The 14,632-nt window shown below is 29.1% G+C and carries 10 protein-coding genes and 1 tRNA gene; 2 read left to right on the forward strand and 9 right to left on the reverse strand.

Annotated elements, in window-relative coordinates; translation table 11 throughout:
- The first annotated feature begins 230 nt into the window (after positions 1–230).
- A tRNA-Glu gene (locus RSF37_RS13795) sits at positions 231–305 on the forward strand.
- Between the two features lie 39 nt (positions 306–344).
- On the opposite strand, the gene RSF37_RS13800 is transcribed toward RSF37_RS13795, so the two are convergent.
- Entirely contained in the window at positions 345–569 is a 225-nt protein-coding gene (locus RSF37_RS13800) for a hypothetical protein (protein ID WP_332564965.1), read from the reverse strand.
- A gap of 180 nt (positions 570–749) precedes the next feature.
- Between RSF37_RS13800 and RSF37_RS13805 the strand changes: the two genes are divergently transcribed.
- The gene (locus RSF37_RS13805) at positions 750–2,285 is read left to right on the forward strand and encodes an immunoglobulin-like domain-containing protein (RefSeq protein WP_332564966.1); all 1,536 of its coding nucleotides are present in this window, start codon (positions 750–752) and stop codon (positions 2,283–2,285) included.
- A 58-nt stretch (positions 2,286–2,343) separates the two neighbouring features.
- On the opposite strand, the gene RSF37_RS13810 is transcribed toward RSF37_RS13805, so the two are convergent.
- The 8 genes from RSF37_RS13810 to RSF37_RS13845 all read right to left on the reverse strand — a co-directional run bounded on the left by RSF37_RS13810 (position 2,344) and on the right by RSF37_RS13845 (position 14,551).
- Positions 2,344–4,575: a glycoside hydrolase family 2 protein gene (locus tag RSF37_RS13810; RefSeq protein WP_332564967.1), complete on the reverse strand. Its 2,232-nt coding sequence runs from the start codon at positions 4,573–4,575 to the stop codon at positions 2,344–2,346.
- 154 nt (positions 4,576–4,729) lie between these two features.
- Complete coding sequence (locus RSF37_RS13815) at positions 4,730–5,395, reverse strand: ferric reductase-like transmembrane domain-containing protein (RefSeq protein ID WP_332564968.1); 666 nt, start codon at positions 5,393–5,395, stop codon at positions 4,730–4,732.
- A gap of 137 nt (positions 5,396–5,532) precedes the next feature.
- On the reverse strand, positions 5,533–6,495 hold the full coding sequence (locus RSF37_RS13820) for a lysozyme inhibitor LprI family protein (protein WP_332564969.1): 963 nt from the start codon (positions 6,493–6,495) through the stop codon (positions 5,533–5,535).
- A 120-nt stretch (positions 6,496–6,615) separates the two neighbouring features.
- The gene (locus RSF37_RS13825) at positions 6,616–7,239 is read right to left on the reverse strand and encodes a cohesin domain-containing protein (RefSeq protein WP_332564970.1); all 624 of its coding nucleotides are present in this window, start codon (positions 7,237–7,239) and stop codon (positions 6,616–6,618) included.
- A gap of 66 nt (positions 7,240–7,305) precedes the next feature.
- Positions 7,306–10,287: a LamG-like jellyroll fold domain-containing protein gene (locus RSF37_RS13830; protein WP_332564971.1), complete on the reverse strand. Its 2,982-nt coding sequence runs from the start codon at positions 10,285–10,287 to the stop codon at positions 7,306–7,308.
- 263 nt (positions 10,288–10,550) lie between these two features.
- The gene (locus RSF37_RS13835) at positions 10,551–12,026 is read right to left on the reverse strand and encodes a basic amino acid/polyamine antiporter (protein ID WP_332564972.1); all 1,476 of its coding nucleotides are present in this window, start codon (positions 12,024–12,026) and stop codon (positions 10,551–10,553) included.
- Between the two features lie 43 nt (positions 12,027–12,069).
- A complete protein-coding gene (hdcA, locus tag RSF37_RS13840; RefSeq protein ID WP_332564973.1) occupies positions 12,070–13,032 on the reverse strand; it encodes a histidine decarboxylase, pyruvoyl type in 963 nt (320 codons plus the stop codon).
- A gap of 427 nt (positions 13,033–13,459) precedes the next feature.
- Entirely contained in the window at positions 13,460–14,551 is a 1,092-nt protein-coding gene (locus RSF37_RS13845) for a glycerol dehydrogenase (RefSeq protein WP_332564974.1), read from the reverse strand.
- Positions 14,552–14,632 lie beyond the last annotated feature (81 nt).

Consider the following 14,632-nt stretch of genomic DNA (forward strand, 5'->3'; position numbering starts at 1 on the left):
CCCTAATTTAAAATTATTAACATCATTTTATTATATAAGTAAATATTATCCAAATAACAATACTATACTTTTTTATACCAATATTAGTATTCCTTATCACTTCAAAGCATTTTTGTGTAAGCCTGTTGTTTCTAAATACTTTTATCTATTTAAGCCATAATTTATAAATATATGGACCTATATGGAATTTAACGATTAACTTTAAAAGTGCTATACTATTAATTGTACTTGGTTCCTTGGTCAAGCGGTTAAGACACCACCCTCTCACGGTGGTATCAGGGGTTCAATTCCCCTAGGAGCTACCAAATAAAATAATAAGAGAGTGAATTAAATTCACTCTCTTATTATCGTTTAAAATCTTCATAATCATCTAACTTTTGGTACTCTTTAATATAATCTTCATTATATATATCTTTTTCCTCTATCATTTTCTCAAGTCTGTTTATCCTAATGTATAGTTCTTTAAACTTTAATGATACATCTTCATTATGTTCCTTAAGCTTAGTTGGAATATTATAAACTATATTATAAACTATGAGTATAACTAAAATAACTGCAAGTATATCCAAAACTATGTCCCCCTTAATAACTTTATACTTATAATAATATCACATAAGCCTATTATTCATTATTTAAATTAAATTTTCAGAAAATTCAGTAAAAATATTTTACTTTTGTTAAATATTGTATATAATTAAACTAAGATCTGTTTTTTAATTTCAATATATTATCATGTGGGGGTTTTTATAATGAAAAAACAAAAACTAAAAAGAATAATTGCAATTGGTGCTATTGCATCTATTGTAATACCAAACCTTCTAACATCTACTGTTTATGCAAATAATTTTCTTACTCTAGAAAATATCTCAAAAGAAACAAAAGATTTTGGTGTACTAAAAGGAATACAATGGCCAAAACAAGTCAATTCACCTTATATTGATATGGTAGCATGGACAAGTAATCCAAATTATTCTAATAATGGTGCAGCTAATTTAGCTAAAATAAGTACAGAGACTGGTGTTGATTTCTTTAACTTAGGATTTATACAATCTAGTGGACAAGGAATAAAAGATGGCCAAGTTGCCTGGGGTTGGGGTGGCTATTCAGTTTTAAGCGAGTGGGACAGTGAAAATACACAATATAATGGAATTAAAAAATCAATTAGGGAACTTCGTGAACTTGGTGGCGATGTTACTATATCTTTCGGCGGACTCTCAGGCACAGCATTCTGGCAAGTTACTCAAGATGTAGATATCTTAGCTAACACATATAAAAATATCATAAATGGATATGGGCTTACACGAATAGATTTAGACATAGAAGGTGGTGCACAAAATGTTGCACAAAATATAGCAAACGCAAAAGCAATAAAAAAGGTACAATCTGAAACAGGGGTTGATGTAGTACTAACTCTTCCAGTACTACCAAGTGGATTAACTAATGTTCAATTAGATGTACTACAATCTTATCTATCAGAAGGTGTTGATTTAGAAGTTATTAATTTGATGACAATGTGCTACGGATCCGGGACATTAAATCCTGGTGAAAATTATGGAACTGCATCACTAAGAGCCGTTGACAGTACAAAAAATCAGTTACAAGACTATTACAAAAAATATGCTGGCATATCATTAAATGATGATGCTGCTTATGCAAAAATTGGTACAACTCCTTCAATTGGTTATGAAAGTGGATCGCATCCTATATTCACTACAGAATTATCAAAATTAATAGTTGACCATGCAGTAGAAAAGAAATTAGCCATGACTTCTTTTTGGTCAATGAATAGAGATGCAATGCTCCAATCCAATTCTGGAATTAATTCTCAATATGCATTTACTAATATATTTAAAGTTTTCGGTGAAGATAGTGGAAATATTACACCAGATCCTGGCGTAAATTCAAAACCTATAATCTCAGGTGCTAATGATATAACTATAAAATTAGGTGAAAGTTTTGACTCGAAAAAAGGGGTTACAGCTATCGACATAGAAGATGGGGATTTAACTAATAAAATTACAATTACCGGAACTGTTGATAATACTAAAGAAGGTATTTATAAGATCGTTTATAAAGTTACTGACAGTAAGGGTGCAACTTCTGAAATTATAAGAAATGTAACTGTTAAATCTAATGATAGCGAAACGGTTAATGATACTTATGATAATTCTAAAGTTTATACTGCTGGTGATACAGTAATTTATAATGGTAAAAAGTATCTTTGTAAATGGTGGGTTCAAGGACAGGCTCCAGGAACTACTGATGCTTGGTTAGAAATTATATAATAATAAAAGCCATTGCTTTTTTGTAGCAATGGCTTTTATAATATACTAACTAAAATTTCTACTTAATATCTATAACTACTTCTTCATTATAATACATTCCATTAACTTTAATCTTAACAGTGCCTACTTCCCCAATAGTTCTAATCCAGAAAGCAGTAATTCCTCCCATAATACCAAACTTATTAGGACCTAAAATCTTTGCTGGACCATCTATCTCAACTTCTATAAATTCATTACTAAACTGAAGAACATTGCCTAGATTATCTAGTAACTTAACTACAATCCTCGTTGCATCGTAACTAGACATATTTATTGAAAGTTCTAAATCATCAGGAATAACTTCTATTTTATCTCTCCATTTAAGCTCCCCAATATTTTTGCTTATAACTTCTTTATTATTAACAAAACCTTTAACTGTAAGCATATTTTCAACTTCTCCCCAACCATCATTTTCACCTAAGTGATTTATAACTATCGGCGGGTGATTTAAATTTATAAAATTCACCTTATCTGGATAGTATGAATCAATACACTTTTCACTTTTAAATATTTTTATATAATCACAATTAGTAAGTATTGTAAATGGTAGTATTCCGCCTCCATCCTTTTCTCCTCTGCATCCTAATGTTATTGGCTCTAATACTACCCCATCTTTTACATCTCTTTGAGATGAGTATGCATAAGCTGCATACTTACTATTTCTAAACATGTCCATAACTCCATGATAACAAATCTTATCACCAGAACCAAAGGCACTGTGAGTGTTATAATCAAAAGCACACCAGCTTATTGAACCACTTATTTCCTTAGACCCTAATGCTTCATTTATTACTCTTAGATGCCTGTTTGCATGTTCTACAAGCTTCACTTCCTGATCAAATCTTTTAGTTGGGTACATATGCCCATTACTTTCAGTAACTAAATATGGAACCTTTTTATTAAGACAAGTTGCTTCTTCCCTAGTCACAAATACTTTTTCTCCTCCATTATGAGTGAAATCATTTATTGTATATACATCTTCTAATAGCTCACTATTATATAAATATCTTACACCACCAGTTTGTCTTATTTTATCTAGTGATTTAGCTATTTTATTTGTTCTATAATAGAAATCATGGTTATCCCCTGACTCATTAATTCTAACTCCCCACATTATAATAGAAGGTCTATTATAATCTCTCTTTATCATAGATTCAGTATCACAAGCTGATATATCCTGCCATAATTTATCTCCAATATGTTGCCATCCTGGTATTTCTTCAAATACTAAAAGTCCTATTTCATCACATCTATTTAAGAAATGTCTTGATTGCATATAATGAGATGTTCTGACTATATTCACACCTAAATCAAATTTTAATATATCTGCATCCTTTTTCTGAACTCTCTCTGGCATTGCATACCCTACATATGGATAAGATTGGTGACGATTTAATCCAATTAACTTTAGCTTTCTTCCATTTAAATAAAATCCATCTTCTTTAAAGATAGCATCTCTAAATCCAAAATTATCACTGTACTCATCAATAATCTCATTATTATATTTTAAAGTGACTTTAATCTTATATAATTTAGGGTTACCAATATCCCAAAGCACTACATCCTTAATATTTTCTATAATTAATACGTTTTCATTTATATCATCATTTAATGTTATATTCTTTTCTATCGATGCTATAACTTTTTCCTCACTTAATAAATCTACATTAACATTTATATTTTCATGTTTATAATTGTTAATGGCTACTTTAACTTCTAAATCTTTATTTTGCTTTAGAGGATTATAACAACTACAATATATATTTTTTATAAAAGTTTTTGGTACAGATCTAATAGATACTTCTCTATAGATCCCTCCATAAGTTAAATAATCAACTACATTTCCATAAGGTGGGATATCTTTTCTTTCAGTTGAATCTACAACAACGGTTAAAATATTATCTTCACCATATTTTATATAATCAGTTATATCTACTGAAAAAGGGGAGTATCCACCTTTATGATTTATTAAATGTTTTCCATTAAAATATACATCTGCTGCAATCATAACACCTTCAAAATCCACATATGTTTTCTTTTCTTTAAAGCTTGAATCTATAAATAATGATTTACTATATGTTGATACAAATTGGTATTCATTTTCATTAAAGCAATTATACGGAAGTTCTTTATTTGTATGTGGTAAATCTATCGCTTTGAAATCTTCAAACTTACAATTTCCATCTAAATACTTTACATCAAAACTATCTTTATATAACCACCCATTATTTATAAATTTTATTTTCCTCATATTTTTCCCACCTCTCTAATATTAACCCAAATATAACCACAGATATTTTTATACTTAAATTATACATAGAAACTATAAAAAAAGCTTCAATTATTTTACAATATTTTTCATATTGTAAAAAGACTGCCTAAATTTTAAGACAGTCTTTTTAGTATTAATTTTTATTCTCATTAATTAGTTTTAAAATAAAGTACCCACCAAATAAAATTGTATATGATATTAATTTTAACCAATCAAGTTCTTTACCATTAAATAAAACTATTACAATATGTATATATACTAATAAATAAAACGGATACGCCATTTTTTGAATAGTCTTCCACTTCTTAAACCTCATCTTAGCTCTAACTTTTTTAAATGATGTTATAAATAATGGTATCATTATAATAAATGCTATTAGTCCAATAATTAAATATGTAATATATAAAACTGATATTGCTTTTCCGTCTGAAAGTTTTACTAAAAATCTTATTGCATACATTATGCAATGAGGTATTATTAGAATTGATCCTATTATAGCCATCTCTGCTCTAATACTTAATAACTTCCTAGTAACCTTCCATCTTTTATTTAATGCTCCTGCAAACATTACTAAAACAAAAAATGATATAGCAACATTTCCTTTCATAAAAACTCTCTCTAAATCATTCAAAAATCCTTCTAACTTATAATTCGAAGTTAGTCTTAAAATTTCATAAATAGTAACTGAAACAGTCATAATCGTAGCTACTCCATAAAAAGTTTTACTATGTTCCCTAATTGTTTTCGTACATATAATTGCTAATGCAATTACTAATACTAATGAATAAATTAAATACATCTCGCGCCTCCCTAAAGATGAAATTGATAATTGTTATCATATGAATATTATTATACATATTCATCTATGTCAATAAAAAAAATACAATATGTTCCTTAATAATATATAAGTTTACACATTGTATTTATAGTTTATATTTAATTCATATAATTATTTACTAGTTCATAGCATCTATTTTTAGTTTCACTCGCTAATGTACAAATATATTCAAGTCGTTCCATAGTACCACCTTTATATTGTTCTGAATTTTTTTTAGCTTTTGCTTCTTTATCTTTAATCCATTGAATCTCTTCTTTTTCTAACGCTTTAAATTTATCCTGTGGTAAATTATTTTTTAAGTAACCATATATATCATTAAGTTCATGATCCCAAGCAGTATATTCCGCATTTGCATTTTGTCTCATTTCTGCATCTGTATATCCTGGTGCCATTTTATCAATTTCAGTTTGGATACTTTTTAGCTTATTTAAATACTTTATTTTATCTAATCCCATATTACTTCCAGTATTACTTGAATTACTTTTATCCTTTGATTTTGATACCTCTATATTTGCTTTTTGTAATTCAGAATCAACTCTACCATTTAAATCTTCAATTGTTTTCTTTTGAGTATCATTTAGCTCCTTATTATTTAATGTATCAATTATCTTCTTTGCTTCTTTATATCCTTTATCTTTAATTAAATTTCTTACTTTATCGATTTCTTTGTCTATATCCTTATTTAAATTAAGATTTTCATCTATTTTATTTTTTAATATGTCTACATCACCCTTTAATGCGCTATATTTACCATAATCACTTGGCATACTTTCTATTTCCCTTTTTGCCTCTTCTATTTTACCTTCATCAAATAATTTTTTAGCATCAATATATTTACTAACTAAATCTTTTCCTTCAATAGCTTCCTTATTGTTTGCATCATCATCTAAAACTAATTCAAATGATGCTAATGCTTTATCATATTCTTTATCATTTATTAATTCAATTCCTTTTTCTACACCTTTATTCGTAGTTGAGCTTCTATATACAAAGAATCCTGCTACCCCTAAAATTGCGACTATAACTATTGCTACAATAGTTATTATAATACTTTTTTTCATAATGCTTGTCCCCCTGTGTTTTATATTCTTATGTACTTTTAATAATACACCATTTTACAAAACAAATTAACCTTATCATTTTAAAATAATGATAAGGCTTTTATATTTTCATAAAAAATTTTATTTAGCTACAACTATTTCACCTGATTTTACTGCAAGCTTTTGATAACCATCTTTTGTTGAATAGCTAGTCTTGTCCACCTCTCCATTTACCTTTGCAAGAGTTGCATCTTCTATTTTTATATTTAGTTTTTCACCTTGTAGCGCAGATCCTTTTAACTTAAATACTAAATTTACTAAAATATCTTTTCCACCTTTATCATATCCATCTTTAGAGTATGCATTTTTACCAGCAGTTGTATCTAAATACATCGTATTAATAATACCATCACCATTTGCTGCATCAACATTATAAGTCCAATTTGGTATTTTATAATTTATTTCATCTGATACATTTTTATCGTGATTATCATAAACTTCCATAGTTCCATCATCAACTTCAACAAACTCTAACTTTCTTCTATCAAATGAAATAGACATGCTCGTTGCTGGAAATTCACCTTTTGGCAAATTTTTAACTCTTATTGGAATTCTTAATTCTCTACTATCTTCAAGTTCAACTTTATTTTTAGGACCTTCTACTAGTATAGTTGGTATTCTACCCATCTTTAATATAAAAAGAATACATAATACTAAAGATCCAATAACAATCGTACTAATAATTAACCTTTTACCTTTACTCATTCTTTCTCCTTATAAAACTTAGATAGGTAAAAGCTATCAGCTCATTACCTATCCAAATATTTTCATTTATTTTGATAATATATTGAAATCTTTTCCTGATACGAACTTATCTACTACTTCAATAGCGTCTCTAGTATTAATAGCACCATCTCCACTAGTATTAATAGTTAACATTTCTTTCTCACTTGTTTCCTTAATTCTAAGCCATGATGTTACTGTACTTAATGCATCTTGGGCATCAATACCATCATTATTTATATCACCAAATGTTACTGTATTTTTCAAATTTGGTTTATTATTATCAAATTCATAATTTGATATATCTTCAAGTATCTCTTTACTTACTGATTCATCAACTAATGTTATATAAGTTAATTTATTGTTTTTCTTTGTAAAATCTCCATTATAGTAAAGTGGTATATCTTTGTTGCTCTTAACTGAACTATCTATGTCTCTTCCTACAAATTCAATAGCATATGCTTTGTATCCATCTTCTATTACATCAGCTCCAGATGAAGTATATAATTCTCTTACAAAGGCTTTAGCTACATCCCCTTTTACAAATTCTATTGTACTTGTTCCTTCAGATACATCATAAATTATATCTTTATTTTCATCACATCTTAAAACAAAATTAGTAGCCTTAACTTTTGTTGTTTCTGAATCTTTTTTATCTTCTTTTAAAACAAAGTTTATTGTTGCTACTTCTTTATTTCCTGAAGTTTTATCTAAAAACAAATCTTCTTTGTTAGTGTTTGTTAATGCTATTCTTAATTTATTATCATCAACATTGTAATCAAAATTTTGTGCATTTATTGATTTTTTGTTTAATTTTACTCCTTTAACTTCTAAATCCTTAGGAATATCTAAAACTATCTCTGCACTTCTAACCTTGTTATTAGTATTTAAATTTGATACTACAATTGGCATATTTATTTCTGTACCAGATTTACCTTCTATATTTTTCAAATCATCAAGTTTAACTTTATATTCTTTAGTAGCCTCTTCTAGTTCCTTTTTATTTAACTTATAAGCATCAATATCAGTAAGTGTTCTGTTATATAGTCTAGCTACTGATATATTTCCAGTCATTGGTGCTTGTATTCCACCAGTACTATTAATATCTGAACCTATTGCAAACACCTTTGAAGAACCAGTTGGATAATATACTTCACCTTTAGCTTCTTTACTATTTTCAAGTTCTCCATTAATATAAAGCTTTATTAAATTACCATCATAAGTAGCTAATGCATGATAGTACTCCCCATATTTTACAGTAGCAGATATTTTCTGGTATGCACCTGTTCCAACTAAGCCATTTCTAACTCTTACCCAAAATTCTAAATTAACATTTTCATTATCACCTGGAATTTTTGACACCTCAAATCCTAACCCTGCTGATTCCATATTCGAAAATATATCAACAAAATTATCCTTAAATGTATCTAACTTAAAAACTGTCTCCATAGATACATTCTTCTTTATCTTAGAATATTTTTCATCATCAAACCCGTACATATAAGCGCTTGATCCATTAAATGTAGCAACATTTTTATTAAGTTTTTCATCATGTTGAATTTTAGGACTTCCACTTACTTTTACATTATTGTTTGTAATAGAACTATCACTTGCATTGCCACTTCTAAAATCCACATCTAACATTTCTGCCTTTTCTACTGGCTTCGCCATTTCTTCTTCAGATGGTTCTTCGAATCCTCCTGATGTCTTAAAACTAGCCTTTATAGTATTAGAACTTAATTTTTTGTATGAACTCATAGCTGTAACTTCAACTTCATATTCAGTTCCTGGTTTTAATCCATTAAATGTTTGTATTAAAGTATTTTTCATTGGCAAGAAATAAAATTCTGACCAGATTTTATAACTTTTATGAAGCTTACCTGTTTTCTTATCATAAAAATCATATTTATAAGAATGAACTATTTCATCATTATTGTCTCCAATTTTATCTTTAATTTTCCCTTGATCTATTGTAATAGTACAACCTGTATCTTTTATATTTTCAACCCTAGCATTAGCAGTATTTTCAAAGTATGGGGTGCTACTATTCTCTTTTCTATCATCAGTGTACTTAAATCCGCCCTTACCACTCGCTGTATCAAACACCCAATCTTCTCCAATATATTGTCCTGATAATAAGTCTAATTTTCTTACTCTTATACTTTTATTATTTACGTCTAAAACCATTATCTGATATGCATTATTCGCATTAGGTGGAACTGTTCCATACATCATTCCAGATTCTAATTCAAAATAACTTATAGTTGATGTATTTATTGATGTAAAATCTTTTTGATGTATACTTCTTGGATCATTTAATGGGTAATGTGAGTGTCCTCCAAAATGAATAACTTGCGGGTAATCATCTAATACTTTTTTTAAATCATTTGTATACCATTCATCAGTTCCATAAGCTGTGTCCTTCATACCGTGATGCGTAAATACAAAAATAGGTTTAGTTGGGTCTTCTTGATACGCTGCCTCTAACTGCTCTCTTAACCAATCTTCATCTAAATTATATCTACTCCCTCCATAAACAGTATCTGATGATCTTGCACTAACAGTAATAAAATGGTATCCATTAATGACTAAATTTTCTTTTGGATCTCTTCCAGTTGCTTTTTTAAACCGATCCTCTGTATCCCCTTCATGATTTCCCATAGATATTACAAGGTCTGTATCTTCCTTTTTATTTTTATCAATTATTGACTTAAAAACATCATACTCATTTTGTGTACCTGAATCAGTTATATCACCAACTATAGATACTGCATCAATATCAGGATCCAACTCATAAATAGTTGAAAAGACATCTTTTAACCTCTTCTGCTCTCTTAATTTATTGGGACCTACATGAGTGTCACTTAATACAGCAAATCTTAGTGTAGGATCATCCTCAAGTTTTTCAAAACTTTTTTGGTCCTTTGCCTCTACTTTTTTATACCCTAAGTCTTTCGGCAAAATTTGTGCTGGAATTATAGATGTTATCATTAGTGTTGCTACGATTTTGATTAAAACATTTTTTTTCATTACAATACCTCCTTACTATATATTTATTTTATAGAATTTTATGGAAATATAATAATTAAGTCTTTGTTATGTATGTTAAATTAAGTACACTACTGTTAATATAATTTTTTATATGTAAAAATTAGGTTTATAATTTATATAGACTTGTAATATTATGTATTTTTATAGAAATAAAAAATACTCAAAAGGAATAATACTAACATATATTAGTATTATTCTCCTTCTGAGTATTCTATATGAGTTTTAAATTTAAATAATCAAAATTACATAAATTTAAATAAATATATAAGCCCGATTACTCCAAGTATAATAAGCCCGATTGCCACGTACCTTTCAATCTTAGTGAATTCTGCTTTATTAGGTTCTGTTTCTCGTCTAGCTTTTTTAAATACAGGAATACCAATTGCATAAATTACAAGTGCTATTAATAGGTATTCGATCCCAGCTGCATAAATTAACCAAAGTCCATATAAAGTACCTAATATACCAGTAACAACTGAATATTTACGACTTGCAAAAATCTTTGGAAAATTATCATTCTTTGAAGCTATTTTATATAAGTATAATGTTGAAGCAATATAGCAAGGTAAAGCCATTACACTAGTGATACTTAACATCATATTCCATGCATTCCCTGCAAAATGAACACATATTAGTATTATTTGCATTACAATTGTTGATGCAAATAGTGAAAATGATGGTGACTCATTTTTATTTTCTTTTCTAAATATTTTAGGGAATGTTCCATCTTTTGCTGCTGCAAATGGAAGTTCTGATAGCATAACTGTCCATATAAGCCATGAACTTAATATAGCAATAATTACACCAACGTTCATTATTATGCTTCCCCATTTGCCCATTACAGTCATTAAAACTGCGGCTGTTGAAGGTGGTGCCATTGTTGAAACTGTTCCTTGTGGTATTACACCAAGTGGTAATAATGAAAGTGCTGTATATAATATAAGACAAGTTAAAAATCCTAAGAAAGTTGCTTTACCAACATCCTTTTGAGACTTAGCTCTTCCTGATACAACTACTGCTCCTTCTATTCCTGTAAATACCCACAAAGTTACAAGCATTGTACTTTTAATTTGTGGCATAAGTCCACCAAGTGCACTATCATGAACAGAAACTACTGTCTTTAATCCCCAGAAATCTGTGAAGAAAAGGGATGCTTTAAATGAAATAACTAAAACTAATAAAAATATTGCTAGTGGTACAAGTTTGCCTATTGTACCTATTACATTTAAGAAAGTAGCTTGTTTAACTCCAGCTAATACAATAAAGTAAATAATCCAAAGTACTATTGAACCACAAGCTATTGATAACCAATTGTTTCCGCCTGTAAAATATCCAGGGAAAAAGTAATTTAATGAATCCATTAAAAGTACAGCATATCCTACATTAGCAAATGAGTTACATATCCAGTACCCCCAAGCCATTAAAAATCCTGTAAATTTACCAAATCCAAGCTCACCATATGCATAAATACCAGTTGTTGCATCTGGTCTTGCTGCTGCAAGTATTCTAAATGTGTTTGCAATAAACCACATACCGACACCAGTTATAATCCATGCAATTAAAATAGCACCTGCTGAAGCATTTTGTGCCATATTTTGTGGGAGGTTATAAACCCCCCCACCTAGCATAGCACTTATAACAACACCAGCTAAAGCTACTACTCCCAGCTTTTTAGTGCTATTATTATCTTTGTTGCTATTACTATTTTGATCTCCCATAATAACGCCTCCTAAATCTTATTTGATTTTATTTAAGACATCATTATTTCTCTGTACATGATGTTAATGGTTTAAAGTTCATTTCATCTAACCATTCAGGTAATGTAATATAATTTAAGCTTGGGAAACCTGTTTCTGGAACTGCATCTCTTGCAAGTGTTACATATGGTGCACAAGTTAAAGCATTTCCTATTTCGCCTGGTTTCATTATTGTATATGCAAATCCAACATAAGTTCTTTCAAATAGTACGTGTGAATCTCTACCGCACGCTTCTACTGACCAAGCAACTGATTTTCTATGTTCCTCTAAGAATTTCTTTAAATCTTCTTCATTATCATTCTTTGTCCAAAGTCCTGCATCTTCAATAAATAAATCTGCACAGTGATCTCTATCATTTGATAATGATATTGCTATAAATGACCAAACACCGTAAGCTTCTCCATCCTTGAAAGGTCTATTTTCCTTAGGTCTATATGATGTAACACTTTTATTTGCACATATTACATGAGCACCTGGTGCTGTTGTAAAACGTCTATCTTTTTCTGTACCAAATAATTCGATACCAGCTTCTAATAAAGGTTTTGCATCATATACATGAAGTGGTGTTCCATCAAATTGTTCAACATCAAATAAAGGTTTTATTTCTTCATTTGCTATTGTTTCATGTGCTGCTAAATCATGACCCCAAACTTGTCCTGCAATTCCACAGAATGATGAAGCAGTTAGCATATTTATTTGACCAACATAAGCATCATTTATTTCTGCTCTATCATATGAAACTATTCCATCTAATAAAAAGTCATCTGTCTTTTTAACTGTACCAACAGAAACTGTAAGTACTGAAACATATCCATTTCCATAAGCTCCTGGCATTCCGTATCCATCACAATAACGATCATATGGACTTATAGCTGTTTTATCAACTTTTGGTGCTCTTACCTTTCTTAACCTTTTAGGTCCGACTCCCATTGTTCTATTTCTATTCGCTTCGAGATTTTTATTCATCTCAAACGCCTCCTCTATATTTTTTATTTTGAAAAAGCATTTTAGATATATAAGGTTGTATCAATAATTTAATAATTTTTCTTGCTACAATCTTTTGTATCCAACTGCTTGTAGCAATTATACCACTAAAAAAACTTAATCCATTTTTTACATTTAAAGTATTTTTGTAATCATTTAAATAAAAAATATAGTTTAGTGGAATATTCCATATAATATAAAAATCATTTAATTTTATAATGAAATTTTTAGCAATTTTATAATTTTAATTGTTATTTTATGATTAAATTAGGAATTTTTGCTTAATATTTTTTTCACATATTGATAGTATAATAAACCAATTATTCACATTAGTCATAATTACAAAATCTATTTATAAAGAAAAGGCTAGTAATGCCAACGATAACGTGTACTACTAACCTTATAATTTTTATTTATAATTTTTACATAAACTATCTGTTGCGAGTATAGCTGAATATACATCTTCTGGTGTTACTTTAAATGGCATATTGTGCATTGTATCCCCTTCTTCACATGCCTTTTCTGCGGCTCTCATTATTGCTTCTTTATCAACTTCTTTAACTCCCATATCCTCTAAAGTGATTGGTAAGCCTAATGATTCACAAAAATCTATAACTTCTTCAATTTCTTCTAAATCCGCATTTTCTAATACTAATTGTGCAAGTGTACCAAATGCTACTTTTTCTCCGTGCATTAAATGATGCATTTCTGGGATTTCTGTAAGTCCATTATGTATAGCATGAGCTGCTGCAAGTCCTGCACTTTCAAATCCTATTCCACTTAAATAAATATTCGCTTCTATTACATCCTCAACAGCTTTTGTAGCTATATTATTTTCTAAAGCTGCAATTGCTTTAAACCCATTTTCTAATATAGTTTCATAACAAAGCCTTGCAAGTGCAATGGCAGCAAGTGGTGCTTTTCCTCCAGCCATAGAAGTTGCTTGTGCTTTAAAACATGCTCTTGCTTCAAAATATGTAGCTAGTGCATCTCCCATACCAGCTATTAAAAATCTTGCTGGAGCTTTAGCAATTACATTCGAGTCTACTATTACCATATTAGGGTTACTTGGGAAAAATAAATATTCATCAAATACGCCTTCTTCAGTATAAATAACTGCAAGAGCACTTGTTGGTGCATCTGTTGAAGCTATTGTGGGAACTATTATAACCGGAAGTTTCTCGTAATAAGCTGTTGCCTTTGCTGTATCTAAAGTCTTACCTCCTCCTACTCCAATAATAACTTTAGAATTATTTTTCTTAACTATATCTTTTAATCTATTTATTTCATTTTTTGAACACTCCCCATTAAATTTCTCTATTGTGAAGTTTAAATTGTTTGCTTTTAAATTCTCTCCTATTTCTTTTTCTACTTGTTTAAGTACAAAATTATCTGATAGTATTAAAAAATCATTTCCAAGTGCTGATACATGTTTACTAAAGTCCTTCCAAACACCCTTTCCTTGTATATACTTTCCTGGTGATATTAGTGATCTTGTCATAACATAATCCCTCCTACTTATAAATTTAATCTTTATAGTTTAGGCAATTTCTCATATAAATATAAATTTACTTACAAAAAA

This window comes from Clostridium sp. (assembly GCF_036643715.1).
Taxonomy (GTDB): Bacteria; Bacillota; Clostridia; order Clostridiales; family Clostridiaceae; genus Clostridium.